22 protein-coding genes are annotated in these 25,301 nt (G+C 73.3%); 9 read left to right on the plus strand and 13 right to left on the minus strand.

Annotated elements, in window-relative coordinates; all coding sequences use genetic code 11:
- Positions 1-2: 2 nt before the first annotated feature.
- The 3 genes from SCNRRL3882_RS26635 to SCNRRL3882_RS26645 form a co-directional block, all read right to left on the minus strand.
- Positions 3-1,340, minus strand: a complete 1,338-nt coding sequence (locus tag SCNRRL3882_RS26635; RefSeq protein WP_010046731.1) for an ABC transporter substrate-binding protein — start codon at positions 1,338-1,340, stop codon at positions 3-5.
- Positions 1,341-1,396: 56 nt separating this feature from the next.
- Positions 1,397-2,608 carry an ROK family transcriptional regulator gene (locus SCNRRL3882_RS26640; RefSeq protein ID WP_010046730.1) on the minus strand — a complete coding sequence of 404 codons (1,212 nt, stop codon included), beginning with the start codon at positions 2,606-2,608 and terminating at the stop codon, positions 1,397-1,399.
- A gap of 232 nt (positions 2,609-2,840) precedes the next feature.
- On the minus strand, positions 2,841-3,953 hold the full coding sequence (locus SCNRRL3882_RS26645; RefSeq protein WP_010046727.1) for a mechanosensitive ion channel family protein: 1,113 nt from the start codon (positions 3,951-3,953) through the stop codon (positions 2,841-2,843).
- 313 nt (positions 3,954-4,266) lie between these two features.
- Here SCNRRL3882_RS26645 and SCNRRL3882_RS26650 point away from each other — a divergent pair, with 313 nt between their 5' ends.
- On the plus strand, positions 4,267-4,803 hold the full coding sequence (locus SCNRRL3882_RS26650; protein WP_010046718.1) for an HNH endonuclease: 537 nt from the start codon (positions 4,267-4,269) through the stop codon (positions 4,801-4,803).
- 93 nt (positions 4,804-4,896) lie between these two features.
- Here the strand turns inward: SCNRRL3882_RS26650 and SCNRRL3882_RS26655 are convergent, their stop codons facing one another.
- The 4 genes from SCNRRL3882_RS26655 to SCNRRL3882_RS26670 all read right to left on the minus strand — a co-directional run bounded on the left by SCNRRL3882_RS26655 (position 4,897) and on the right by SCNRRL3882_RS26670 (position 10,463).
- Complete coding sequence (locus SCNRRL3882_RS26655; protein WP_010046716.1) at positions 4,897-6,249, minus strand: FtsX-like permease family protein; 1,353 nt, start codon at positions 6,247-6,249, stop codon at positions 4,897-4,899.
- The gene (locus SCNRRL3882_RS26660; protein ID WP_010046714.1) at positions 6,246-6,932 is read right to left on the minus strand and encodes an ABC transporter ATP-binding protein; all 687 of its coding nucleotides are present in this window, start codon (positions 6,930-6,932) and stop codon (positions 6,246-6,248) included. Before SCNRRL3882_RS26660 ends, SCNRRL3882_RS26655 begins: the two co-directional genes overlap by 4 nt.
- Complete coding sequence (locus SCNRRL3882_RS26665; RefSeq protein WP_102515030.1) at positions 6,929-7,462, minus strand: PadR family transcriptional regulator; 534 nt, start codon at positions 7,460-7,462, stop codon at positions 6,929-6,931. Before SCNRRL3882_RS26665 ends, SCNRRL3882_RS26660 begins: the two co-directional genes overlap by 4 nt.
- A gap of 82 nt (positions 7,463-7,544) precedes the next feature.
- Entirely contained in the window at positions 7,545-10,463 is a 2,919-nt protein-coding gene (locus tag SCNRRL3882_RS26670) for a beta-N-acetylglucosaminidase domain-containing protein (RefSeq protein ID WP_010046710.1), read from the minus strand.
- Positions 10,464-10,700: 237 nt separating this feature from the next.
- Between SCNRRL3882_RS26670 and SCNRRL3882_RS26675 the strand changes: the two genes are divergently transcribed.
- The 3 genes from SCNRRL3882_RS26675 (at position 10,701) to SCNRRL3882_RS26685 (ending at position 13,425) form a co-directional block, all read left to right on the plus strand.
- Positions 10,701-10,970: a hypothetical protein gene (locus SCNRRL3882_RS26675; protein WP_029181645.1), complete on the plus strand. Its 270-nt coding sequence runs from the start codon at positions 10,701-10,703 to the stop codon at positions 10,968-10,970.
- Positions 10,971-13,064: a 4-alpha-glucanotransferase gene (malQ, locus tag SCNRRL3882_RS26680; RefSeq protein ID WP_010046707.1), complete on the plus strand. Its 2,094-nt coding sequence runs from the start codon at positions 10,971-10,973 to the stop codon at positions 13,062-13,064.
- 61 nt (positions 13,065-13,125) lie between these two features.
- On the plus strand, positions 13,126-13,425 hold the full coding sequence (locus SCNRRL3882_RS26685; RefSeq protein WP_010046706.1) for a hypothetical protein: 300 nt from the start codon (positions 13,126-13,128) through the stop codon (positions 13,423-13,425).
- A gap of 163 nt (positions 13,426-13,588) precedes the next feature.
- Here SCNRRL3882_RS26685 and SCNRRL3882_RS26690 read toward each other — a convergent pair whose 3' ends face one another.
- Entirely contained in the window at positions 13,589-14,167 is a 579-nt protein-coding gene (locus SCNRRL3882_RS26690; protein WP_010046705.1) for a TetR family transcriptional regulator, read from the minus strand.
- 157 nt (positions 14,168-14,324) lie between these two features.
- Between SCNRRL3882_RS26690 and SCNRRL3882_RS26695 the strand changes: the two genes are divergently transcribed.
- Positions 14,325-15,785: an FAD-dependent monooxygenase gene (locus SCNRRL3882_RS26695; RefSeq protein WP_010046704.1), complete on the plus strand. Its 1,461-nt coding sequence runs from the start codon at positions 14,325-14,327 to the stop codon at positions 15,783-15,785.
- A 93-nt stretch (positions 15,786-15,878) separates the two neighbouring features.
- On the opposite strand, the gene SCNRRL3882_RS26700 is transcribed toward SCNRRL3882_RS26695, so the two are convergent.
- A complete protein-coding gene (locus SCNRRL3882_RS26700) occupies positions 15,879-16,397 on the minus strand; it encodes a MarR family winged helix-turn-helix transcriptional regulator (protein WP_010046702.1) in 519 nt (172 codons plus the stop codon).
- Positions 16,398-16,503: 106 nt separating this feature from the next.
- Here SCNRRL3882_RS26700 and SCNRRL3882_RS26705 point away from each other — a divergent pair, with 106 nt between their 5' ends.
- Positions 16,504-17,475 (plus strand): EamA family transporter, encoded by a 972-nt coding sequence (locus tag SCNRRL3882_RS26705; RefSeq protein ID WP_010046699.1) that lies wholly within the window; start codon positions 16,504-16,506, stop codon positions 17,473-17,475.
- Here SCNRRL3882_RS26705 and SCNRRL3882_RS26710 read toward each other — a convergent pair.
- From SCNRRL3882_RS26710 to SCNRRL3882_RS26720, 3 genes are all read right to left on the minus strand, one after another.
- A complete protein-coding gene (locus tag SCNRRL3882_RS26710) occupies positions 17,447-17,770 on the minus strand; it encodes an ArsR/SmtB family transcription factor (RefSeq protein ID WP_010046696.1) in 324 nt (107 codons plus the stop codon). The genes SCNRRL3882_RS26705 and SCNRRL3882_RS26710 overlap by 29 nt on opposite strands.
- 270 nt (positions 17,771-18,040) lie before the next feature.
- A complete protein-coding gene (gene pepN, locus SCNRRL3882_RS26715; RefSeq protein ID WP_010046694.1) occupies positions 18,041-20,614 on the minus strand; it encodes an aminopeptidase N in 2,574 nt (857 codons plus the stop codon).
- A gap of 55 nt (positions 20,615-20,669) precedes the next feature.
- A complete protein-coding gene (locus SCNRRL3882_RS26720) occupies positions 20,670-21,566 on the minus strand; it encodes a LysR family transcriptional regulator (RefSeq protein ID WP_010046692.1) in 897 nt (298 codons plus the stop codon).
- A 96-nt stretch (positions 21,567-21,662) separates the two neighbouring features.
- Here SCNRRL3882_RS26720 and SCNRRL3882_RS26725 point away from each other — a divergent pair, with 96 nt between their 5' ends.
- Together SCNRRL3882_RS26725 and SCNRRL3882_RS26730 are read left to right on the plus strand one after the other, a co-directional pair.
- A complete protein-coding gene (locus tag SCNRRL3882_RS26725; RefSeq protein WP_010046691.1) occupies positions 21,663-22,922 on the plus strand; it encodes an MFS transporter in 1,260 nt (419 codons plus the stop codon).
- Positions 22,923-22,927: 5 nt separating this feature from the next.
- On the plus strand, positions 22,928-23,410 hold the full coding sequence (locus SCNRRL3882_RS26730; RefSeq protein ID WP_010046688.1) for a DUF1203 domain-containing protein: 483 nt from the start codon (positions 22,928-22,930) through the stop codon (positions 23,408-23,410).
- Here the strand turns inward: SCNRRL3882_RS26730 and SCNRRL3882_RS26735 are convergent.
- On the minus strand, positions 23,407-24,423 hold the full coding sequence (locus SCNRRL3882_RS26735; protein WP_010046685.1) for an aspartate-semialdehyde dehydrogenase: 1,017 nt from the start codon (positions 24,421-24,423) through the stop codon (positions 23,407-23,409). The two genes, SCNRRL3882_RS26730 and SCNRRL3882_RS26735, sit on opposite strands and share 4 nt — an antisense overlap.
- A gap of 340 nt (positions 24,424-24,763) precedes the next feature.
- Here SCNRRL3882_RS26735 and SCNRRL3882_RS26740 point away from each other — a divergent pair, with 340 nt between their 5' ends.
- On the plus strand, positions 24,764-25,300 hold the full coding sequence (locus tag SCNRRL3882_RS26740; protein ID WP_029181643.1) for an RNA polymerase sigma factor: 537 nt from the start codon (positions 24,764-24,766) through the stop codon (positions 25,298-25,300).
- The last annotated feature ends 1 nt before the right edge of the window (position 25,301 follow it).

Consider the following 25,301-nt stretch of genomic DNA (forward strand, 5'->3'; position numbering starts at 1 on the left):
GCCTACTTCGCCTGCGCGATGTCCGTGTCGATCTGCCGGGCGGTGTCCCGAAGGCCCTTCTTCAGGTCGGTGGCCTTGCCGCTCTCGTAGGCGTAGCCGAACTCCTGGATCGTGGTGAGGTAGACGCCGCCGTTGACGGAGGCGGGGGCGGTGGTGGAGTCCGGGTTCGCGGCGATCTCCAGGAACGTCTTGAAGCGCGGGTCGTACTTCAGCTTCGGGGACTTCAGGGCCGCGAGCGTCGAGGGCACGTTGTGGATGGCGTTGGAGAAGTTCACCACCGCGTCCGTGTCGGTGGTCATGTACTTCACCAGCTCCCAGGCCGCGTTCTGCTTCGTGCTGGTCGCGGCGATCCCGGCGATGGTGCCGGTGATGTAGCCCTTGCCGTACTGGTCGGCCTGGTCGTCGGGGACGGGCAGCGGGGCCACGCCGATGTCGAACTTCGGCTTGGTGTCCAGGGCCATGCCCAGGCGCCATTCGCCGTCGAGCTGCATGGCGACCTGGCCGGTGTGGAAGGGGTGCTTGGGGCCCCACTCGTCGCCGAGCCCGGAGCGGTAGGTCTCCAGCTTGCGGTAGCCGCCGAGGGCGTCGACCAGCTTCTTCTGGACCCTGAAGGCCTGTGCGAAGGCCGGGTCCTCGGCGACGTTCGACTTGCCGTCCTTGTCGAAGTACGTGGGGGAGAACTGGCCGAGGTAGTGCTCGGTGGTGGTCTCCCAGCCGTGGTAGTTCGGCATGAAGCCGAGCTGCTCGTAGGAGTCGCCCTGGGGGATCGTCAGCTTCTTTGCGACCTCCTCGAACTCGGACCAGGTCTTCGGCGGGGCGGCGATACCGGCCTTCTTGAACGCCGTCTTGTTGTAGTAGAGGCCGTACGCGTCGCCGAGGAGGGGCACCGCGCAGCGGTCCCCCTCGAACTGGGTGTACTCGTTCATCGCCTTCGGGAAGGTCTTCTCCGGGTCGATGCCCGACTTCTCGAAGAACGGGTTGAGGTCCACCAGGGCACCGGACGAGCAGAACCTCCCGACGCTGTTCGTGGTGAAGGACGAGATCACGTCCGGAGCCTTGCCGCCGCCGGTGCGCAGGGCCTGGTTGATCTTGTCGTCGGTCATGTTGCCGACGACGTTCACATGGATGGTGGGGTGCGTCTTCTCGAAGCCTGCGACCAGGTCCTTGACGGCCTTCACCTCCGACGGCGCGCTCCAGGCGTGCCAGAAGTTGAGGGTCGTCTCCTTGGACGCGTCGTCGCTCGTACCCGCGTCCGACTGGCCGGTGCACGCGGTGGCGAGGAGGGCGAGGCAGGCGGAGGCGGCGAGCGCGAAGGTCGCTTTTCTGGATGTTCCGGGCATGGCGGAGCTCCCTGAGGTACGGGGAAGAAGGGAAATACCGGGGGAGGGGGGTGGGTTCAGCGGGAGGTGTCGAAGACCTCGTCGCGCGTGGTCGCGAGCGCGCTCTCCAGCGCGCCCCGCAGCACGGGGTGTTCACGGACGTCACCCACGACCAGGCGCGGGCGGGACGCGGCCAGTTCCTCCAGCTCGGCCTGGACGAGGGCGCGCAGCGCCTCGCCGCCCGAGGTGAGGGACGCGCCGCTCAGCACGACGAGCTCGGGGTCGAGGACCGAGACGAGGGAGGCCAGACCGGTGGCCAGCCGGGTCGCGTAGGTCCGCAGGAGGTGGCGGTGCGGTTCGTCGTCGGCCTCGGCGGCCCGGGCCACCAGGTGTGCGGCGGCCTCGGCGTACGGGCCCGGGGGGATGTCCTCGATGCCGAGTTCGCGGGCCAGCCTGGGGACGGCCTGGGAGCCGGCCAGCTCCTGGTAGCCGCCGCTGTTGGCCTTGGTGACCTGGCGGACCAGGGGCGTGCCCGGCACCGGCAGGAAGCCGACCTCGCCGGCGCCGCCGGTCCAGCCGCGGTGCAGCCGGCCGCCCAGGACCAGGGCGGCGCCCAGGCCCTCCTGGTTCCACAGCAGCACGAAGTCCGTGTGGCCCCGGGCCGCGCCCAGCCGCTGTTCGGCGAGCGCGACCAGGTTGACGTCGTTCTCGTACTCGAACGGCATCGGCAGGGCCGCGGCGAGTTCGTCCAGGAGGGTGGGGGAGTGCCAGCCGGGGAGGTGCGAGGCGTAGCGCAGGCGGCCGGTGGTGGGGTCGAAGGCGCCGGGTGTGCCGATGACGAGCCGGTGGACGTCGTCCCGGGCGAGGCCCGCCGCCTTCACCGCGCCGTCCAGGGCGTCGGTGACCTGCTGGACGACGGGGGTGCCGGTGCGTCGGCCGGGGGTGGGCAGCTCGTGGCGCCCGACCGTACGGCCGGTGATGTCGGCGACGGCGGCGAGGATCCGGTGGGGGGTGACGTCGAGTCCGGCGGCGTAACCGGCCGCCGGGTTGACCTCGTACAGCTGGGCGTTCGGGCCCGGCCGGCCTTCGGTGGTGCCGGTGGCCAGGACGAGGCCCGCGGCCTCCAGGCGGGCCAGGAGCTGGGAGGCGGTCGGCTTGGACAGGCCGGTGAGCTTGCCGATCCGGGTGCGGGACAGCTGCCCGTGCTCCAGCAGCAGGTCCAGGGCGGCCCGGTCGTTCATGGCGCGCAGGACGCGCGGGGTGCCCGGCGTTCCGGCGGTTCCTGCCATGCGTGTCCACACCTGCCCTTCGGCTGCTCAGCTTCTCAGTGATCCGGCGGGGAAGTCCATCGGGCGACCGGTCTCCGACCCACTGTTAGGAAACTTTCCTATCGGTGGGGAGGAACGTAAGCCCGGCGCCCGGCGGGCGTCAAGAGGGGACGGGCCCGGCAACGCGGTCGTTACCCGGGCACGCGAAAGGGCGGCACCCGGGTGATCCGGGTGCCGCCCCTCTTGGTGACGGTTACTTCGTGGTGCTCGTCGGCGGTGCGACGGGCGTGAGCGGGGACGCCGCCGCCGACTGCGGGGACGCCGAGTTCGCGTACACCGACGGGGCCGCCATGCCCGCCGTCGGGTCGGCGGGGGCTTCCTCCACCGGGGCCGTGGCCCCGCCGACGATCCGGATGTCCGCCGCGTCGAACGCCCGCTTGATGCGCCAGCGCAGTTCGCGCTCCACGGTCAGGGACTTGCCGGGCATGGTCTTGGCGGAGACGCGCACCACCATGGAGTCCAGCAGGACGCTGTCCAGGCCGAGGACCTCGATCGGGCCCCACAGCAGCTCGTTCCAGGGCTCCTCGGCGCTCATCTTCCCGGCGACCTCGTCCAGCGTCGCCTTCACCTTGTCCAGGTCCTCGCCGGCATGGACGGTGACGTCGACATTGGCCGTCGCCCAGCCCTGGGACAGGTTGCCGATGCGCTTGACCTCGCCGTTGCGGACGTACCAGATCTCGCCGCCGTCGCCGCGCAGCTTGGTCACACGCAGGCCCACCTCGATCACCTCTCCGGAGGCGACGCCCGCGTCGATGGTGTCGCCGACGCCGTACTGGTCCTCCAGGATCATGAAGACGCCGGAGAGGAAGTCCGTGACCAGGTTGCGGGCGCCGAAGCCGATCGCGACACCGGCGACACCGGCCGAGGCCAGCAACGGGGCCAGGTTGATCTGGAAGGTGCCCAGGACCATCAGCGCGGCCGTGCCGATGATCAGGAACGACGCCACCGAGCGCAGCACCGAGCCGATCGCCTGCGAGCGCTGGCGACGGCGCTCGACGTTGACCAGCAGCCCGCCGAGCCCGGAGCCGTCCACGGACTGGCCGGTCCGGTTCATCCGGTCTATCAGCTTGGTGATCGCGCGCCGGACGACGACCCGCAGTACGGCCGCCACCACCACGATGAGCAGGACCCTCAGGCCGATCGCGAGCCACGTCGACCAGTTCTGCTCGACCCAGCCGGCGGCGTTCGTGGCGCTCTCCTGGGCGTCCTGGAACGAGGGCACTCTCGGGGTCTCCGACTCCGAGGGGGTCGGCGACGGCGACGGGCCGGCGGCCAGCAGGACGGCGTCCGCAACGGACAAGGACACGGCAGGTACCTCCAGGTGCAGCGGTCTGCCCCGGTGCGGTGGTTCAGGGGGGTCAAGGTCACGACTGGGTCACCGAAGGGGCAGAACCACCACACTAACGGGGCATTGTGTGTGCTCCCGCGGGATGTGTGAAGGAGAGACCGTGCTCACCTGGGCTTGAACAGGCCATGATCCGGGGGATGAATCAGATGTGGTCGAAAACACTCCCAGCCCGTTACGGGGACATGGTGGCGCTATCACCAGGCATGAGGGGAGACTGACTACGAATCGTCCCGGCGCGAGCCACGCGCCGCCGGCGTCCAAGGAGGCATCCGTGCCGCACGTCCTGGTCCTCAACGCGTCGTACGAGCCGCTAGGTGTCGTACCGCTCCGCCGCGCGCTCGTCCTCGTCCTCGAGAACAAGGCCGTATGCCTCGAGGAGTCCGGCGCCTATCTGCACAGCGCGACCGTCACAGTCCCCGCACCCAGCGTGGTCCGGCTCAAGCGATTCGTCCGGGTTCCCTATCGGGGGCCCGTTCCACTGACCCGCCGGGCGCTGTTCGCCCGTGACGGGGGCCGGTGCATGTACTGCGGTGGCGTCGCAACCAGCGTCGACCACGTCATCCCGCGCAGCCGCGGGGGCAAGCACGTCTGGGACAACGTGGTGGCGTCCTGCCGCCGCTGCAACCACGTGAAGGCCGACCGTCACCTCTTCGAGATCGGCTGGCGGCTGCGCCACAAACCCGCTCCGCCCTCCGGCCTGGCCTGGCGCATCATCGGGACCGGGCATAGGGATCCGCGCTGGCTGCCGTACTTGCAGCCGTACGGCGCGGACGACGCCTTGGCCCGGATCGACGGCATTTCCGCCTGACGAGGATCCGGGCCTTCGTATTGCCGCGTGCGGCCGGCCGACCGGCCCGGGGAACCCCCGTTCCCCCGGGCCGGCCGGTCGTGAGGAGGGCGCTTACGCGTACCGCAGCTCCCCGGGGCGTACCGCGCGGCGCAGCAGGGGCAGCGAGCCGGCCGCGGCCAGCAGGCAGGCGGCGTAGACGGCGACCGGTACCAGGGAGATCGCCCAGGGCACCGGACGGCCGGCGAGCAGGGCGTACCACGTGCCGATGGCCAGCCCGCCCATGCCCGACAGCAGCACGGCCGGGGCGAGCGGCAGCGCGGTCTCCAGCAGCAGGGCCCGGCCGAGCACCGTGCGCGGCACCCCGGCGGCGGCCTGCGCGGCCAGGCCCCGGCGGCGGGTGGCCAGGGACTCGGCGCTGCCGACGGCGAGACCGGACAGGGTGATCGCGAAGGCGATGGCGATGGCGGCGCCGGTGAGGTCGAGGCCGGTGGTGTAGTAGGACGCGGGTTCGGAGAAGTTCCGGGTGCGCACCACGTCGCCCAGCACCTGCCGGACGCCCATGAAGGCGGTCCCGACTGCCGTCACCAGCAGCACCGCGGCATGCGTGCGGGCGGCCGACCAGGGGTCGTCGCGCAGCCGCTCCGCCGCGATCAGCGTCGCCGCCGACCGGGCCCGGACCGCGAGGATCCGCCCGGTCGCCTTCGCGGTGGCCCCGGAGAGCCACACCGCGCCCGCGCCGACCGCGAGGACCACGCCCGCCACCGTCAGCGGCAACCCGCCGCCCGGCCGGTTGGAGGCCGCCGGGGACGTGGTGCCCGCGGTCAGCAGCGCCAGCACCGCGACGAGCAGGACCCCGGCCAGGAACAGCAGCCCGGGCCCCCGTCCGGTGCGCGGCCCGACCCGGCGCACCCAGCCGAGCGGGGAGGCCACGACCCGGCGCAGCGCCAGCGCGCCCGCCGTCGCGCCCAGTACCGGTACGGCGACGGCGACCAGGGCGATGCCCACCCAGGCCAGGACGGTCGGCCGGTCCCACTGTCGCAGCAGGAGCAGCACCGCGAGGACGGTGGCGACCGCCGAGCCCAGCAGGCAGGCCAGCCCGGTCTCCAGCGCGGCGATCCGCCGCACCTGCCAGGGCGTCGCCCCGGCCAGCCGCAACCCGGCGAGCCGCCGGTCGCGGTGCACGGCGCCGATCCGGGCGCACTGGCCGAGGAACCCCAGCACCGGCACGAGCAGGAGCAGCAGGCCGACGATCACGCCGGACCGGGTGCCGGGCTGGTCCAGCAGGCCCGCGCCGGCGGACATCCGGTAACTGCCGCGCAGCGCGGCCAGGGTGACGGCGGCCAGCGCGAACCCCGTCGCGAGCGCGGCGCCCGTCGCCGTCAGCGTCACCCGCCACCACTCCCGGCGATCGGAACCACGGGTGAGCTCCCAGGCGAGGCGGAGATCGGCACGCAGGGACCTCATGCCGTCACCCCCAGCGGCGCCACGGCCCCGTCCCGCAGCTGGACCTCCCGGTCCCCGTACGCCGCCACCTGGGCGTCGTGGGTGATCAGCAGGACCGCCGTGCCCGACTCGCGGGCCGTGTGGACCAGGGCCGTCATGACCTGTTCGCCGGCGAGGGAGTCCAGGGCCCCCGTCGGCTCGTCGGCGAAGACGACCTTCGGGCCGGTGACCAGGGCCCGGGCCAGCGCGGTCCGCTGGGCCTGACCGCCGCTCATCTCGCCCGGCCGCAGGTCCTGCTGCCCGCGCACGCCGAACCGCTCCAGCCACTCACCGGCCAGGCTCCGGGCCCGGGCGCGGGCGGTGCCGGCCAGCAGCAGTGGCAGGGCGACGTTGTCCAGGGCCGTCAGCTCAGGGATGAGCTGCCCGAACTGGAACACGACGCCGAACTCGGTCCGCCGCAGCTCGCTCAGCCGCTTCTCGGGCAGGTCCGCCAGCCGCCGGCCGTCGTACGTCACCGAGCCCTCGTCGGGCCGGACGATGCCGGCCAGGCAGTGCAGCAGCGTCGACTTCCCGCTGCCGCTCGCGCCGGTCACGGCGAGGATCTCCCCAGGGTGCAGGTCGATGGACGCGCCGCGCAGGGCGGGCGTCCTGCCGTGCGCCTTGGTGAGGCCGCTCGCCGAGAGGAGAGGCACGGGTTTGCTCATGCTGCGTCGACCTCCGCGGTCAGGGTGGTGAGCCGGGCCGCCGTGGTGCTCATCCAGCGGAGGTCGGCGTCGAGGTGGTTGAGGGCGTAGTCCGCCGAGAGCACGGTCGCCAGATCCGCGCCCTGCGCGGCCTTGAGGGCCGTGAGCTGCCGCATCCGCTCCATGTGGGCGGCGCGCTGGGTGCTCAGATACGCGGCGGGGTCGCCGCCCGAGAGGATGGCCACGACGACCTTGGCGAAGATCTCGTTCGCCACGAAGGGCGCGGGCGGCGTGATCTCCCCGGCCCACCGGGACAGTTCGCGCGTCCCCTCGTCCGTGGCGCGGTACACCGTCCGCTCCGGGCCGCCGTCCGAGTCGGTTCCCTCGACCTCGGCGAGGCCGTCCCGGACGAGGCGCTGGAGGGTCGTGTAGACCTGCCCGTAGGCCAGCGGGCGGGCCTGCGGGAAACGTTCGTCGTGGCGTCGCTTGAGGTCGTAGCCGTGGCTGGGACCCGTGGCGAGCAGGCCCAGCAGGATGTGGCGGGTGCTCATGCCGATCATTATGTACTCAGTATATGTACTGAGTGAATAGCCACGCCGATCGATTTTGGGACCCCGGCCCGAGGAGGTGGGTTCAGTCCGTGACGGCGTACGCCTCCACCGACCACAGCGAGTACCCGTACGGCGTGGCCCGCTCGTCGCCCTGCACCCGTACGAAGCGCACGTCGCGCTCGTCCATGCGGACGCTCTCCCGGCCGCCCCGGCCGTCCCGTACCGCCGCCGCCGTGCGCCAGCGGCGGCCGTCCGGCGAGACCTGGACGCGGTACGCCGAGGCATGGGCGTCCTGCCAGCGCAGCACGACCCGCCCCAGCCGTGCCGGGCGTGGCAGCTCGACCTGCCACCAGGCACCGTCGTCGACCGGGGACGACCAGCGGGTCTCCGGGTCGCCGTCGTTCGCCGCCGACGCGGGGAAGTCCGGCGTCTCGTCGCCCGAGGAGCGCGCCGTTCCGGTGCGGGCCAGGTCGGGTCCGCCGGTGGGCGGGAAGGCCCGGACGGTGAGCGTGCGGGCCGCTCCCGCGAACCCCAGCCGGATGTCGTAGGACCGCTGCGGCGCACCGCGCTCCACCGTCACCTCGACGGGGACCTCCACCTTCGTGCCGCGCGGCACGGCGAGTTCGGTCCTGGGCACCTTCACCCGCACGCCCTCGGGTGCCTCGACGGTGAGCCTGCCGCGGGCGTCGGCGGGACGCAGCGAGCCCAGCCCGGCCGTCAGCCGCCGCGTCCTGCCGGTCTCGGTGTCCACCCGGTCGCGCGTCAGCTCCAGGAAGGTGGCGGGGGAGTCCGCGAACCACGGGACCAGGTGACGCACGCGCGACGACGCGGGACCGGTGACCCGTACGGCGTCCACCCGCTGCCCGGCCCGCACCTCGGTCGCGCCCGAAGCGGCCAGCCGGCCGGCCCGCCGCCAGCCGCGGCCCGGTACGTGGACCTCGACGTCGCCCTCGGCACCGGGGTCGGTGAGGGCCGTCACGGCCGCCAGGGACCGGGGGCGCGGGAAGCGCAGGGTGCGGCCGTCGCCCGGGTCGCCGGGGTTGGGGGGCGGCTCGTGGTCGATGCCCGACCAGGCCTCGTACGCCTTCTGGGCCCGCCGCAGGAAGGGATCCAGGACGTCCGTGCCGACCTTGACCGGTGCCGGTTCCAGCCGGGCCCGCAGCGCGCCGAGCCGGCGGTACGCCGTCCAGGCCGCCGCCGCGTCCCCGGCGCGCTGCGCGTCGAGCATGTCGAGCGCGGCCGTGCCCGCCTCGCCGTAGCGCGCCAGTTGCCGCGACCAGGGGGCGACCTCCGGGGCGAGGGCGGTGCCCGTCAGCCGCCGGGGCAGCTCGCGCAGCACCGTGAACGCCTCGCGCAGGCGCCGCGCCGCGTCACCGCCCGCCCCGGGGGCACTCGTTCCGGCCCTGCCCGCCCCGGTGCGGTCCGCGGGACCGCCCGCCTCGGCGTCACCCGCCGTACGCGCCCGCCAGTACGCCTCGGTCAGCGGGCGCAGGTACGCCGACTCCTCCCCGCCGAGGACCGACGACGCGTCGTTCCCGGCGAGCGCGGCCAGGGCCTCCTCGCGGCGGCGGTCCCCGCCCGCCAGGTCGGCGATCGCGGCGCGCCAGGACTCCCCGGGGCGGTACGAGCGCGGGTTCCAGGCGTAGTCGGCGGCGGTGAACAGGGGGATGCGGGACGCCTCGGGCTGCTGCATCGCGTTGGCGAGCAGGGCGGCCGAGCCGGTGGCGACGGCCGGCTCACGCCCCCGGTAGGGGCCGAGGAAGAGGCGGCCGGGCTCGTAGTCGTTGACCGGGTAGTTGTCCATCGTGACCAGCGGATGCCGGAACGCCTCCCGGGCGTCGGCCAGTTCACCGCCCGTGATGGTGCGGGGCACCACCCCGACGCCCGTCCACGCCACCTCGACATCCGGCTCCAGCGTGCTCGCCAGGGCCCGCCGGTAGTCGGTCGTGCCGTCCTCGTAGTACTCGGTCGGCATCAGCGACAGAGCGGGGGCGCCGGGGTGCCGTTCCGCCAGGTGCCGGGCCACCGCGTTCGCCACCCGGGCCTGCGCCCGCGCGGCCGCCCTGGGGCCGGAGCCGAACCGGTCGGCGTCCGCGTCACAGTGCCACTCGCTGTAGCTGACGTCCTGGAACTGGAGCTGGAAGGCCCGGAAGCCCAGCGCCCACATCGCATCGAGCTTGCGCGTCAGCGCGCGTACGTCGGCGTCCGACGCGAAACACATCGCCTGGCCCGGGGCCACCGCCCAGCCGAGCGTGACGTGGTTGCGGCGCGCCCGCTCGGCCAGCTCCCGGAACTCGGTGCGCTGCGCCGCCGGATACGGCTCACGCCAGCGCGCCTGCCGGTACAGGTCGTCCCCGGGGGCGTAGAGGTACCGGTTCTGCTTGGTGCGCCCCATGAAGTCGAGCTGCCCCAGCCGCTGCCGGTGCGTCCACGGGGTGCCGTAGAAGCCCTCGGTGACGCCGCGCACGGCGGTGCCGGGCCAGTCGCGGACGACGGCGGCGGTGATCGTGCCGTCGGGGCGCAGGAGCTGCCGCAGTGTCTGGACCGCGTGGAACAGGCCGTCCTCGCCGGTGCCGGTGAGGGAGACGCCGCCTTCGCCCACGGACAGCTCGTATCCCCCGGCGGGGAGGGCGTGGCGGTCGTCCCGGCGGACGGGCTCCGTCCGTGCCCGGACGACCAGCGCGCCGGGCCCGGCCGAGTCCGTGAGGTGACGGGCCCCGGCCTGCCGCAGCAGCTCGCGCAGGGCGTCCACGGCGTACTTGTCGGCCGGCGGGTCAGTGATCAGCGCGACCTCGTCGGTGACCGCGACCGGTGCGCCGTTCGCGCGCAGGGACTGGGGGCGCGGCCAGACGGAGAGGTCGGGTCCGGCGGTGTCGGGCGCGCGGGTCGCGGTCGTGCCCGGGACGGGCGGGGCCGCCACCGCGGCGGGCGGGGCACCGAGGGTTCCGGCGACGACGGCGACGGCGAGAGCCGCTGCCCGCTTCCCACGCCGCAGTCCCACAGGCACCCCTCCAGGTGTGTTCGACCGAGTGTGTTCGACCGGGAGAACGAGCCCACCACCCGCCCGGTGAAGGTGTCAACGAGAGTGGCCATTGTGCCCTGTTTGCCGGAATCTGGAAGGAGTGGAGGCGAGCGGAATGTGAGCAGGAGCACGATGTCCGGCCTGGGGTGTCTGCCTTCGCGTCGACTGGGTAGGGCTGCGATAACCGCTGAAGCCGTACCCGACAAGGAGGCCCCCGTGGCTGCGATGACTTTCCTCCCGCTCCCGGCCCCGTCCAAACCCGTGGCGGACACGTCCGCCGACCTCGACCCCCACTATGACGATCCCCGCTACGAAGACCCCCACTACTGCGTCTTCAGCTCCGAGAGCACCTGCGCCGAGCCCCCGCTGACCAGCGAGACTCCGCTGCCCGACGCCGAGCCCCTCACCAGCGAGCCGCCGCTCGCCGAATCCGCCCCCCTGACCAGCGAACCCTCCGCCTTCGTCCCGGACTTCACGAGGTCCTAGATGACCGCACCCCGGCCGGCCGAACCGCCTTCCGAGGACCTGTCCCGCCTCGCCGAACTGCACGGCGTCGCCACCTCGTACAGCCCGTCCCCGGACCGCACGGTCGCGGCCTCGGCCGCCGCGGTCACCCTCACCCTGGCCGCTCTCGGCGTGGACGCGAGCACGCCCGGCGCAGTCCGCGCCGCGCTCGCCGCCCGGGAGCGGGAACGGGGCGGCAGACTGCTGCCGCCCACGGTGGTCGGCTGGGGCTCCGGCCCCCCGGCCGCCCTGGCCGCGCTCCCCGAGGGGAGCCGGCTGCACATCGAGACCGAGCAGGGCGGGACACGCGCCTCGGCCGAGCAGCTCCCACCCGGAGTCCACCGGCTGACCGCCACCGTCCCCGACGGCCGCACCGCCACCGCCCACCTGGTCGTCGCCCCGGCCCGCCTGCCCACCCCGACCGGGCGCTCCTACGGACTCCTCGTCCAGCTCTACTCCCTGCTGTCCCGCCGTTCCTGGGGCATGGGAGACCTGGGCGACCTCGCCGAGCTGGCCGGCTGGGCCGGGCGGTCGCTCGGCGCCGGTTTCGTCCAGGTCAACCCGCTGCACGCGGCCGTGCCCGGTGCCCCCACCGACCCCTCCCCGTACCGCCCCTCCTCACGCCGCTTCCCCGACCCGGTGCACCTGCGGATCGAGGACGTCCCCGAATGCGCGTACGTCGAGGACCGCGAGCGGCTGCGCGCGCTGCTGGAGAGATCCGGCCGGCTGCGCGAAGCGGTGCTGGAGAAGGGCGCGCTGATCGACCGGGACGCCGTCTGGGAGCTCAAGCGGGAGGCGCTGGAGCTGCTGTGCGAGGTGCCGCTCGGTCCCGGCAGACGCGCCGCCTACTGCGACTTCCTCGCCGAACAGGGCCAGGCCCTGGAGGACCACGCCACCTGGTGCGCGCTCGCCGAGGTGCACGGCTCGGACTGGCACCGCTGGCCGACCGGCCTGCGCGACCCGCGCTCGGCCGAGACCGTCCGGGCCCGCAACGGGCTGCTGGACCGGGTGGACTTCTGGTCCCGGCTCGCCTGGCTCACCGACACCCAGCTGACCGCCGCGCAGCGCGCCGGGCGCGAGGCCGGGATGCCGGTCGGGATCGTGCACGACCTCGCGGTCGGCGTCCACCCCGGCGGCGCCGACGCCTGGGCCCAGCAGGAGTACTTCGCCGCCGGCATGTCGGTGGGCGCCCCACCGGACGCCTTCAACGCCCGCGGCCAGGACTGGGGCCTGCCGCCCTGGCGTCCCGACCGTCTGGCCGAGTCGGGCTACGCCCCCTTCCGCGAGCTGCTGCGCGCCCTGTTCCGCTACGCCGGAGCCCTGCGCATCGACCACGTCATGGGCCTGTTCCGCCTGTGGTGGGTGCCGCAGGGCCGGCCACCGACCGAGGGCACCTACGTCCGCTACGACGCCGAGGCCATGCTCGCCGTCCTCGTCCTGGAGGCCTCCCGGGCCGGGGCGCTGGTGATCGGCGAGGACCTGGGCACCGTCGAACCGGGCGTGCGCGAGGCGCTGCGCGAGCGCGGGGTGCTCGGCACGTCCGTGCTGTGGTTCGAACGCGACTGGGAGGGCGACGGCCGCCCGCTGCCCCCCGACCGCTGGCGCGCCGACTGCCTGGCCACCGCCACCACCCACGACCTGCCCTCCACGGCCGCCCGCCTCACCGGCGAGCACGTCGAACTCCGCGACAGCCTGGGCCTGCTGACCCGCCCGCTGGAGGAGGAGCGCGCCGAGGCCGCCGCCGACACCGGCGAGTGGCTGGCCCTGCTCACCCACCTCGGCCTGCTGCACGGCACCGGCGGCACCGACACCTCCTCCGAGGAGGCCGAGATCCAGGCCGTCCACCGCTTCCTGCTGCGCACCCCGGCCCGCATGGTCGGCGTCTGGCTCCCGGACGGGGTGGGCGACCGCCGCCCGCAGAACCTCCCCGGAACGTGGGACCAGTACCCGAACTGGCGCCTGCCGATCGCCGACGCGGAGGGGCGTCCTGTCACGCTGGAGCAACTGGCGGCGTCACCCCGGCTGCACGCCCTCATCGAGGTTCTGCGACAACCGCCCGACCCGTCCGGCCCTTGAAGACGACTCTTACGGCACCCCGGGCGCGCGTCCCCAACCGGCGTTGGATACTTTTGGCACCGTGGACAAGAAGAACGCCCTGCGAGCCGGCGCCCTGGCAGCCGGTACGACGCTGATGATGCTGCTCATGTCGTCGCCCGCCTCCGCGCTCACCCGCGACGACGGTGACGACCCCGGCCCGGGCCTGAGCGTCATCGAGACGCTGGGCCTCTTCGTCGTGGCCCCGATCGTGCTGTACCTGGTCATCGCCGGTCTGGTGATGGTCGGGGACAAGTCGCACAAGCGGAAGGACGCGACCAGCTCCAACATCGCGACCAAGGCTGACAGCGAGGCCGACACCAAGGCCGACGCGAAGGCCTGACCAGGGCTCGCTTCGAGTCCGCCGCGCACCTGTTGCCGAGGGCGCCGTCCCCGCCGTACGTACGCGCACGCCGCCGTACGGCGACCGGGGCGGTGCCCTCGGCTTTTCCGGCGGGCCGGGGCCATGGACGTGCTCAGGGCCGGAGCCGGGGCCGGGGCCGGGGTCAGGGATTCGGTGCCGTCAGATAGCGCTGCACCGTCGGCGCCAGCCACGCCACGATCTCCTGGCGGCTGAGCGCCACGGCCGGCGGGAGGCGCAGGACGTACCGGGCGAGTGCCATCCCGAGCAGCTGTGTGGAGGTGAGCGCGGCCCGCGCCGGGACCTGCTCGGGGTCGGGGCACACCTGCTGGGCGACCGGGAGCAACTGGTCCTGGAAGATGCCCTGCATGCGCTCGGCCCCGGCCTGGTTGGTGGCGCCGACCCGGAGCAGGGCCGTGAGCACCTCGTTCTCCTCCCACATGGCGAGGAAGTGGGCCACGAGGGCGGATCCGACCTCCTCCCGGGGCAGCGGGCCCAGGTCGGGCAGCTTCAGATCGACGGCGACGGCGGCCGCGAACAGGCCCTCCTTGCTGCCGTAGTACCGCATCACCATGGACGGGTCGATGCCCGCGTCCCGCGCGATGGTGCGGATGGTGGCGCGCTCGTAGCCGTCGGCGGCGAAACGCTCGCGGGCGGCGTCGAGGATCGCGGCGCGGGTGGCGTCGGAGCGTCGGGAGGGGACGGTGGGCTTGCTGTCAGGCATGCCAACAAGCGTAGGTCAACGCTCGTAGGCCAACAAGTGTTGACGGGATCGTAGTGCGGTTCTACGTTGGTCAACGACCGTTGGCGAACAAGCGTTGGCGAACGCACGTTGACCAACGGTCGTTGACCAACACGTGTTGGCCTACAGGGAGGCTCTGATGAGCGACATGAGCGACATGAGCGACATCACCCGCACCGTGGTCGTGGTCGGTTCCGGCCCCACCGGTCTGCTGCTGGCCGGTGACCTGGCCACCGCCGGCGTCCCCGTCACCGTCGTCGAGAAGCGCCCGCACAAGATCAGCAACCTCTCCCGCGCGTTCGTCCTGCACGCCCGCACGCTGGAGCAGCTCGACGCCCGAGGGCTGGCCGAGGAACTGGAGGCGGTGGGCCGGCGGCTCGGCCGGTTCCGCCTCTACGGCCGCCTCAGCCTCGACCTCTCCACGCTTCCCTCCCGCTTCAACCACCTCCTCGTCCTGCCGCAGTACGAGGTGGAGAAGGCCCTGGAACGGCGGGCGCTTCAAGCCGGGGCCACGTTCCGGTACGAGACCGAGGTGACCGGGCTGACGCAGGACGCACAGGGCGTGACGGTCGCGGTCCGCGGGCCCGGCGGCGGTTCAAAGGCACTGCGCGCGGCGTACGTCGTCGGCGCCGACGGGATGCGCAGCACGGTGCGGAACGCGATCGGGCTGCCGTTCCCCGGCCGTTCGGTGATCCGCTCCGTCATGCTCGCGGACGTACGGGTGACCGAGGAGCCCGGGGAATTGCTGACCTTCGACGCCGTCGGCGACGCCTTCGCCTTCCTCGTCCCGTTCGGCGACGGCTACCACCGCGTCGTCTGCTGGGACCGTGGCCGCGAGCTCCCGGACGACGCGCCGGTCGGACTCGACGAGATCCGGGAGACCACCCGGCGCGCGCTCGGCCGTGACTTCGGCATGCACGACCCGCGCTGGATGTCCCGCTTCCACAGTGACGAGCGGCAGGCGCCCGCGTACCGGGTCGGCCGTGTCTTCCTCGCCGGGGACGCCGCGCACGTCCACACCCCGGCCGGTGCCCAGGGGATGAACACCGGCCTCCAGGACGCGGCGAACCTGGGCTGGAAGCTGGCTGCCGTCGTCAAGGGGTACGCGGCCGACCCGCTCCTCGACACCTACCAGGCCGAACGCCACCCCATCGGCAGGTCGGTGCTGCGCAGCAGCGGCGGTATCGTGCGCGCCGCCATGGCCGGGCGGCCCTGGACGATCGCCCTGCGCACCGCCTTCGCCGCCTTCCTCGACACCGTCGGCCCGGCCCGCCGCAAGGCGCTCGGCCAGGTCACCGGCATCGGTTACCGCTACCCCGCTCCCCGCGGCTCCCACCGCTTCACCGGCCACCGCGTCCCCGACGTCGCCCTGGCCGGAGGCGGTCGCCTCCACGAGGCGATGCGGGGCGGCCGGTTCGTGCTGATCACCCCGGAGCCGTACAAGGCCGGGGCCGGCCGTGAGGACCGGCTGGCCGTGGAGCGCTGGGCGAGCGACCGCCGGACGACCGTGCTGGTGCGGCCCGACGGGTACGCGGCGTGGGCGGCCGACGCGGCGGACGCCGGGGCGATCGAGACGGCCGTCGCCGCCCACGTGGGGTAGCGCTTCGGCGGGCCGGCACCGAAACCGAAACCGGCACCGTCACCGGCACCGAAACCGGAACCGGCGTCCGCGCCGGCCTGCCGCGTCACGGGCTCAGTCCTGCCGGCCCTCCGTCGTCCGGAGCAGCTCCCTGAGCAGCCCCGAGAGCTGCCCGGCCTGCTCGGCGTCGAGGCCGGACAGCGCCTCCGTCTGGACGGCGAGTCCGGCGCCGACCGCCTCGTCGATCAGTTCCAGGCCCTTGTCGGTGAGCGTGACGTGCAGGCCGCGCCGGTCGTGCGGATCGGGGGAGCGGCGCAGCAGGCCCGCGCGCTCCAGCTTGTCCAGGCGCCCCGTCATGCCTCCGGTCGTGAGCATCAGTGTCGCGGAGAGCTGGCGGGGCGAGAGCGTGTAGGGCTCCCCGGAGCGGCGCAGGGTCGCCAGGACGTCGAACTCCCCGCGCGAGATCCCGAACCTGGCGTACGCCTTCTCCGCCCGGTCGCTCATCGCGCGCGAGAGCCGGTGGATCCGGCCGAAGACCTCCATGGCCCGGGTGTCGAGATCGGGCCGGACCGCCGCCCACTGGCCGATGATCGCGTCGACGGGGTCCGTGCGCTGCTCGGGTTGTGCGTTCATGGCAGGAGTATCCGCCGCCACTCGGTCACCCGCAAGAAAGTAGCTTGACGGAAAGTTGCTTAGAGATAAGCTACTTTCTACCGACCTACTTCGAAGGGTGCCTCCCATGGCCTCCTACCGCCCGGCTGTCATCACCGTCACCGCGCTCGCCCCCGTCTCCTGGGGCACGACCTACGCCGTCACCACCGAGTTCCTCCCGGCCGACCGCCCCCTGTTCACCGGCCTCATGCGCGCGCTGCCGGCCGGTCTGCTGCTGCTCGCCCTCGCCCGGGTGCTGCCGCGCGGTGCCTGGTGGTGGAAGGCGTCCGCGCTGGGCGCGCTGAACATCGGCGCCTTCTTCCCGCTGCTGTTCCTCTCCGCGTACCGGCTGCCCGGCGGCATGGCGGCGGTCGTCGGCTCGGCCGGGCCGCTGTTCGTGGCCGGTCTCGCGGCGCTGCTGCTCGGGCAGCGGCCGACCCGGCGCACGCTGCTGACCGGGGCCGTGGCGGCGTTCGGCGTCAGTCTCGTCGTCCTGCGGGCGGCCGGGACGCTGGACGCGCTCGGCCTGCTGGCGGCCCTCGCCGCCACCGTGTCGATGTCGGCCGGCACGGTGCTCACCCAGCGGTGGGGCCGGCCTCAGGGGGTCGGTCCGCTGGCCCTCACCGGCTGGCAGCTGACCGCGGGCGGCCTGCTCATCGCGCCCCTGGCCTTCCTCGTCGAGGGCGCGCCGCCCGCGCTGGACGGCCGGGCGGTCGGCGGCTACCTCTACCTCGCCGTCGCGAACACGGCGATCGCGTACTGGCTGTGGTTCCGCGGCATCGGCCGTCTCACCGCCACCCAGGTGACCTTCCTCGGCCCGCTCTCCCCGCTGACCGCGGCCGTCGTCGGCTGGGCGGCGCTCGGCCAGGCGCTGACGCCGGTGCAACTGACGGGCATGGCGCTGGCGTTCGGGGCGACGATGGCGGGGCAGATCGGGCCGCGGCGGAAGGCGGCGGCCCCGCGCCCCCTCGCTCCTGAGGGGGCGGTGCGGCCTTCCTCCTCCGGGCGCGGCGGCAGGCCCGAGGCGTACGTCAGCGCGGGTTCCGGTCCGCGGCGATGACGGCCTGGATCAGGCCGGGGAACCTGCGGTCCAGATCCTCCTTGCGGAGGCGCATGTACAGCCTGTTGCCGGCGTCGCGCTGGTACACCAGACCCGCTTCGCGCAGTACTCGCCAGTGATGGGTGCGGCTGGACTTGCCGACCGGCAGCTCGAAGGACGCGCACAGCCGCTCCTCGTCCGGCCGTGCGGCGAGTTCGGCCACGACCCGGCGCCGGTTCTCGTCCGCGAGCGCCAGAAGGATGGGTCCCACTTGCAGCTCCTCGGCACGCGGGTGTGGCAGTTCGCTCGACGCCATCACTTCACCTCTCGACAAGGTACGTCTCGTGGCGTACCTTCCCTGAGGTACGCCACGAGACGTACCTTACTCCTGGGGGAACCATGCCCGCACCCGTACCGACACGACTCCGCGGCCTGGCGCGCATCCGCTCCTACCTGCGCGCGCTCCTGCTCATCGAGCACTCTCCCTTCATCAGCCTCTGACGTCGAAGGCCCCGCCCGCTGCCCTCACGAACGGGGGCGCCCGGCACAGTGCCGGGCGCCCCCACAGCCGTAACGACGGGAGCGGCTACTCCGCCGCCGCGTCCGCCCGCTGGGCCCGCAGCGCGCGCTCCACGCCCGCCCGGGACTCCGAGACCAGCCGCCGCAGCGCCGCGTTCGGCTCGGCGGAGGCCAGCCAGGCGTCCGTCTTGTCCAGGGTCTCCTGGGAGACCTGGATCGTCGGGTAGAGGCCGACGGCGATCTGCTGGGCCATCTCGTGGGAGCGGGACTCCCAGATGTCCTTGACCACCTCGAAGTAGCGGTCCGTGTACGGGGCGAGCAGCTCGCGCTGGTCGGTCTGGACGAAGCCGGCGATGACCGCCTCCTGCACGGCGTTCGGCAGCTTGTCGGAGTCGACGACCGACGCCCACGCCTCCGCCTTGGCCTCCGGGGTCGGACGGGCCGCCCGGGCCGTGGCGGCGTGGCGCTCACCGGCGGCCGTACGGTCGCGGTCGTACTCGCCCGCGATCTCCGTCTCGTCGAACCGGCCGACCGCCGCGAGCCGCTGCACGAACGACCAGCGCAGCTCCGTGTCGACGACCAGGCCCTCGATCGTCTGCGAGCCCTCCAGCAGCGCGTCCAGCAGGTCCAGCTGCTCGGGCGTGCGGGCCGTCGCGGCGAACGCGCGCGCCCACGCCAGCTGGTGGTCGCTGCCCGGCGCCGCCGCCCGCAGGTGGGCCAGCGTCGCGTCGGTCCAGCGGGCCAGCAGCGCCTCGCGGGCGGCCGGGTCGGCGTACAGGTCGACCGCCAGCTTCACCTGGCGGTGCAGCGACTGCACGACGCCGATGTCGGACTCCTTGCCGATGCCGGACAGCACCAGCGAGAGGTAGTCGCGGGCCGCCAGCTCGGCGTCGCGGGTCATGTCCCAGGCCGACGCCCAGCACAGGGCGCGCGGCAGGGAGGACTCGAAGTCGCCGAGGTGTTCCGTCACGAAGGCCAGGGACCGCTCGTCCAGGCGGACCTTCGCGTAGGACAGGTCGTCGTCGTTGAGCAGGACCACGGCCGGGCGGCGCTTGCCGACCAGCTGCGGTACGGCGGTCAGCTCGCCGTCCACGTCCAGCTCGATCCGCTCGTCCCGGACCAGCTTCCCGCTGTCGTCGTCCAGTTCGTACAGGCCGACGGCGATCCGGTGCGGGCGCAGCGTCGGCTCGCCCTTCGCGCCGGCGGGCAGGGCCGGGGCCTCCTGGCGGATGGCGAAGGAGGTGACGACACCGTTCGCGTCCGTCTCGATCTCCGGGCGCAGCACGTTGATGCCCGCCGTCTCCAGCCACTGCTTGGACCAGGTCTTCAGGTCGCGGCCGGAGGTCTCCTCCAACGCGCCCAGCAGGTCGGACAGGCGCGTGTTGCCGTAGGCGTGGGCCTTGAAGTAGGCCTGCACGCCCCGGAAGAACTCGTCCTCGCCCACGTAGGCGACGAGCTGCTTCAGCACGGAGGCGCCCTTGGCGTACGTGATGCCGTCGAAGTTGACGAGTACGTCGTCCAGGTCGCGGATGTCCGCCATGATCGGGTGCGTGGAGGGCAGCTGGTCCTGCCGGTACGCCCAGGTCTTCATCGAGTTCGCGAACGTCGTCCACGAGTGCGGCCAGCGCGACTCGGGCGCGGCGGCCTGGCAGGCGATGGAGGTGTACGTGGCGAACGACTCGTTCAGCCACAGGTCGTTCCACCACTCCATGGTCACGAGGTCGCCGAACCACATGTGGGCCAGCTCGTGCAGGATGGTCTCCGCGCGCACCTCGTACGCCGCGTCCGTCACCTTCGACCGGAACACGTACTGGTCGCGGATGGTGACCGCGCCCGCGTTCTCCATCGCGCCAGCGTTGAACTCCGGCACGAACAGCTGGTCGTACTTCTTGAACGGGTACGCGTAGTCGAACTTCTCCTGGAACCACTCGAAGCCCTGCCGGGTCACCTCGAAGATGGCGTCCGAGTCGAGGTACTCGGCGAGCGAGGGACGGCAGTAGATGCCGAGCGGGACGGACTGGCCGTCCTTCTCGTACACGCTGTGCACCGAGTGGTACGGGCCGACGATGAGCGCCGTGATGTACGTCGAGATGCGCGGCGTCGGCTCGAACACCCAGACGCTGTCCTGGGGTTCGGGCGTGGGCGAGTTGGAGATGACGGTCCAGCCCTCCGGCGCCCTCACGGTGAACTGGAAGGTCGCCTTCAGGTCCGGCTGCTCGAAGCTGGCGAACACCCGGCGGGCGTCCGGCACCTCGAACTGGGTGTAGAGGTAGGCCTGGTCGTCGACCGGGTCGACGAAACGGTGCAGGCCCTCACCGGTGTTGGTGTACGCGCAGTCGGCGACCACCCGGAGGATGTTGCGGCCCTCCAGCAGGCCGCGCAGGGCGATCCGGGAGTCCGCGAAGACCTCGGCGGGATCGAGGGAGTCCCCGTTGAGGGTCACCTCGTGCACGGCCGGGGCCACCAGGTCGATGAACGACTCCGCCCCGTTCTCCGTGACGTCGAAGCGCACCGTGGTCACGGACCGGTAGGTGCCGCCCTCCTGCGCGCCGGAGAGGTCGAGTTCGATCTCGTACGAGTCAACGGCGAGCAGCTTCGCCCGCTGCTGCGCCTCCTCGCGGGTCAGGTTTGTGCCAGGCACGCGGTCATCTCCTCGGTATGGGTGGGTTGCGCCATCTTTCCACGGCAGCTTCGCATCAGGCGACGACCGGGGCGTCTCCTAGGGATACCCCTCGCCCGGCGAGGGTCCGGGCGAACTCGCGTACGGCCGCCGTCTCCCCGTCCCGGTGCCACACGAGGCCGAGAGCCGACTCGGGCACGCCCTCCACCGGTACGAACACCACGTCCTCGCGCCGGTGGTACGCGGCCGTGGGCCGGCACAGCAGCATGGCCGCACGGCCCGCGGCGACCTGGGTCAGGCCCTCCTGGAGGGTGGTCACCGCCGGTCCGGGCACGGCGGACGGGGCGTGGGCGGCCCGCCAGTAGGCGGGGGCCGGGGGAGCGGCCGTGACCAGCGGGGCCGCCGCGACCTCAGCCGCGGTCACCTTCGCGAGGGACGCGAACGGGTGGTCCCGGCCGACCGCGACCGTCTGGGGCCGCTTCGAGAAGACCGGGCCCAGCACCAGGTCCGGCTCCTCGACGGGCAGCAGGACGACGGCCGCGTCCACCGCGCCCCCGCGCACGGCGCCGAAGGGATCGGCGAGCGGAATCTCCACCACGTCCGTCACGCACTCCGGGTGCGCGGACCTGAAGGCCCGCACCGCCGCCGTCAGCCCGGCGTCCGCCGTCCCCTGGAAACCGATCCGCAGGGCGCCCTCGACACCCCGCGCGGCGGCCCGCGCGTCGTCCACGGCCTCCCGCAGCCCCCCGTAAGCCGGACGCAGCCGCTGCACGAACCGCTCGCCGAGCGGCGTCAGGGCGACCCGGCGGCTGGTGCGGTGCACCAGACGGCCGCCCACCCGGCGCTCCAGCGAGCTCAGCAACTGGCTCACCCGGCTCTGCGAGACGTACAGCCGCTCCCCGGTCCGGCCGAAGTGCAGCTCCTCGGACAGCACCAGGAAGCACTCCAGCTCACGCAATTCCAGCCCCGCCACGGCCGTTTCCCCTCCGTTCCGATCGATCAGTCCCGCTCATGCAAGGGTGAGGACTTCGCTGTTGTTCCCGGGCGGGCCGCGCCAAAGGGTGGAGGCATGCCCTCCACGAGCTCCCCGTCCTCCATGACCACCGTGCCGGAGACCGGCACCGGCAGGACGGCGCGCCCCTGGCCCGCCGTCCTGGCCCTGGCCACCGCCACCTTCTCCGTCGTCACCACCGAAATGCTCCCGGTCGGCCTGCTCACCTCGCTCGGCACCGGCCTGCACGTCTCCGCGGGCACCGCCGGGCTCGCCGTCACCCTGCCCGGCCTGGTCGCCGCGGCGAGCGCCCCCCTGCTGCCGGTCGCGGCCCGCCGAGCCGACCGGCGCACGGTGCTGTGCGCGCTGCTCATCCTGCTCGCGGCCGCCAATGTGCTGTCCGCCCTGGCCCCGCACATCGCCGTCCTCCTGCTCGCCCGTGCCCTGGTCGGGGTGTGCATCGGCGGGGTGTGGGCGATCGCGGCCGGGCTGGGGACCCGGCTGGTGGCGCCGGACCGGGCGGGCCGGGCGACCGCGCTGATCTTCAGCGGGATAGCGGTGGCCTCGGTGCTGGGCGTCCCCGCCGGCACCCTCCTCGGATCACTCGCGGGCTGGCGCTGGGCGTTCGCCGCCCTGGCCGTCCTCGCGGTGGCCGTCGCCGGAGCCCTGGCCCTCGCCCTGCCGCCGCTGCCGCCCGAACGCCCCGTCAGGCTCGGCACGTTCCCGGCCCTGCTGCGCACGCCGGTGGTCTCCGGGGGCCTGCTGGCGACGGCACTGCTGGTCACCGGCCACTTCACGGCGTACACCTACGTCCGTCCCGTGCTGGAACGCGTCCCCGGCCTGGGAGCGGGAACGATCAGCACCCTCCTCCTCGGCTACGGCCTGGCCGGAGTCGCCGGCACGTTCGCGGGCGGGTGGCTGGCGGCCCGCGACCCACGCCGGGCCCTGCTGGTCATCGCGGCCGGGCTGGGCACGGTCGTCCTGCTGATGGTCCCGGCGGCGGGCTCACTCGCCGCCTCGACGCTGCTGCTCGTCGTCTGGGGCCTGGTCTACGGGGGCGTCTCGGTCTCCGCCCAGAACTGGCTGTCGGCCGCCGCGCCGCGGGCCCGCGAGGCCGGGTCGGCGCTCTTCGCGGGTGTCTTCAACACGGGGATCGCGCTGGGCGCCTTCACCGGGGGCCGCGTCGCCGACGCCCTGGGCCCGACGGCGGTGCTCTGCGTGGGCGGCGGGCTGGCGCTGCTGGCCCTGCCGGCGGTCGTACGGGCCGGGCGGCCCGGGGCGGGAGCAGCACGACGTCCGGATACCGCCGGTGCGGAGGACCCGGGCGCGCGAGCCTGAGGAACATGACGACGACGTACACCGCACGACCCATCGCCCCGCGCGTCCTGAAGGAACTCCGCACGACGGACGACGCGGGCCGCCCCACGGCACCCTTCACCGACACCGAGGGCGGGGCACCGCTGCGCTGCTGCCTGGGCCGCAGCGAGCCGGGCGACCGCATCGCCCTGGTCTCCTACGCCCCGCTACGCCGCTGGGCGGCGGAAAAGGGCGCCGACCCCGGCGCGTACGACGAGGTGGGCCCGGTCTTCGTCCACGCCGACGACTGCCCGGGCCCGGACACCGGCGCCGCCCTGCCCTTCACCAACGCCCACCGGACGGTCCGCCGGTACTCCGCCGAGGGCCACATCCTGGGCGGGCGGCTGGTCGAGGAGCCGGAGACCTTCGAGCAGGCCTTCGCGGAAGCGTTCGACGACCCGGCCGTGGCGCTCGTCCACGTCCGGGCCGTCGAGTACGGGTGTTTCCTCTACGAGGTGCGCAGGGACTAGCCCTTCAGCTCCGCCGCCACCAGCTCCGCGATCTGGACCGCGTTCAGCGCGGCGCCCTTGCGGAGGTTGTCGCTGGAGACGAACAGGGCCAGGCCGTTGTCCACCGTCTCGTCACGGCGGATGCGGCCGACGTAGGACGGGTCCTTGCCGGCGGCCTGGAGCGGGGTCGGGATGTCGGTGAGGACGACGCCCGGGGCGTCGGCCAGCAGCTCCGTCGCGCGCTCGGGGGTGATCGGGCGGGAGAAACGGGCGTGCACCTGGAGGGAGTGGCCGGTGAAGACCGGGACGCGCACGCAGGTGCCGGAGACCTTCAGCTCGGGGATCTCCAGGATCTTGCGGGACTCGTTGCGGAGCTTCTGCTCCTCGTCGGTCTCGTTCAGACCGTCGTCGACGAGGTTGCCGGCCAGGGGCAGCACGTTGAAGGCGATGGGCCGCTTGTAGACGCCCGGCTCGGGGAAGTCGACCGCCTCGCCGTCGTGCGTCAGCTTGTCCGCTTCGGCGACGACCTTCTGCGTCTGGCCGTGCAGCTCGGCGACGCCCGCGAGGCCGGAGCCGGAGACCGCCTGGTACGTGGCGACGACCAGGGCCTCCAGGCCCGCCTCGTCGTGCAGCGGACGCAGGACAGGCATCGCGGCCATGGTCGTGCAGTTCGGGTTCGCGATGATGCCCTTGGGGCGGTTCGCGATCGCGTGCGGGTTGACCTCGGAGACGACCAGGGGCACCTCCGGGTGCCTGCGCCACGCGGAGGAGTTGTCGATCACGACGGCGCCCTGGGAGGCGACCTTCTCGGCCAGCGCCTTGGACGTGGCACCGCCCGCGGAGAACAGCACGATGTCCAGGCCGGTGTAGTCGGCGGTCGCCGCGTCCTCCACCGTCACGCCGTCCAGCTGCGTGCCCGCGGAACGGGCCGAGGCGAACAGGCGCAGCTCGGTGACCGGGAAGTTCCGGTCCGTGAGGATCCTGCGCATGACCGTGCCCACCTGTCCGGTGGCTCCGACGATTCCGACCCTCACGGCGACTCCCTCTCCTGCGTCTCTTCACGTGCTCGTTGCTTGGCCGAGGCTTTTCCATCATGCGGCCGACCAAGGCCCGCCTGTCCACTTCTTTCCCCGGTCTGCCCGGGGAGTGGGACGACGTGTCCCGTTCCATGGTTGCGGACGTCCGGCGCCCACCCCCGCTGAGCTGGAGAAATTCGTTTGCCGGGGGGCATACGCCGCAAGGTCGCCTGCCCCTGTTGCTCTCGGCCACACGGGAGTGTGACGTACGCCTCTGTCGCCCTGCCGGAAAAAAAGACCGAACGTTCCGGGCCGTGCCGGCGTCGTAGGAGAAACACGGTGAGGGGGGTGGCTTGTGCTGCTGCGCGGAAGGGCCCGGCGCGTCCGGGAGGCGCACGCCGGTACCGGCGACGATCCGCTGGACGCGGCACAGGAGCGCCGGGTGCGGGCGGTGCTCGCGCTGGGCGGGGTGCCGCAGGCGGACCTGCCGGACGGGGTGCAGCAGGTCCGCCTGCGGCTGCTGGAGCGCGCCGCGAGCGGCCGGGAGGCGCCGCGGGACGTATCGGCGTGGGCGGCGGTGGTCGCGTCCAACCTGGCGATGGACTGGCACCGGGCCAAGCGCCGCCAGGAGCGCCTCGGGGAGCGGCTGGCCGCCCTGCGGCAGCCGGCGCATCCCTCCGGCGAGGACACCAGCGTGCTGTCCGTCGCCGTCGCCCAGGGCCTGGACGAGCTGCCCGACGCCCAGCGGCAGGTCGTCGTGCTGCGTTTCTACGCCGACCTGCCGGTCCGGTCCATCGCCGAGCAGCTCGGCGTCCCGGAGGGCACGGTCAAGAGCAGGCTGCACACGGCGGTACGGGCCCTGCGCGCCCGCCTGCACGAGGACGAGGTGGTGTGAC

The sequence above is a fragment of the Streptomyces chartreusis NRRL 3882 genome, assembly GCF_900236475.1.
In the GTDB taxonomy this organism is placed as follows: domain Bacteria; phylum Actinomycetota; class Actinomycetes; order Streptomycetales; family Streptomycetaceae; genus Streptomyces; species Streptomyces chartreusis_D.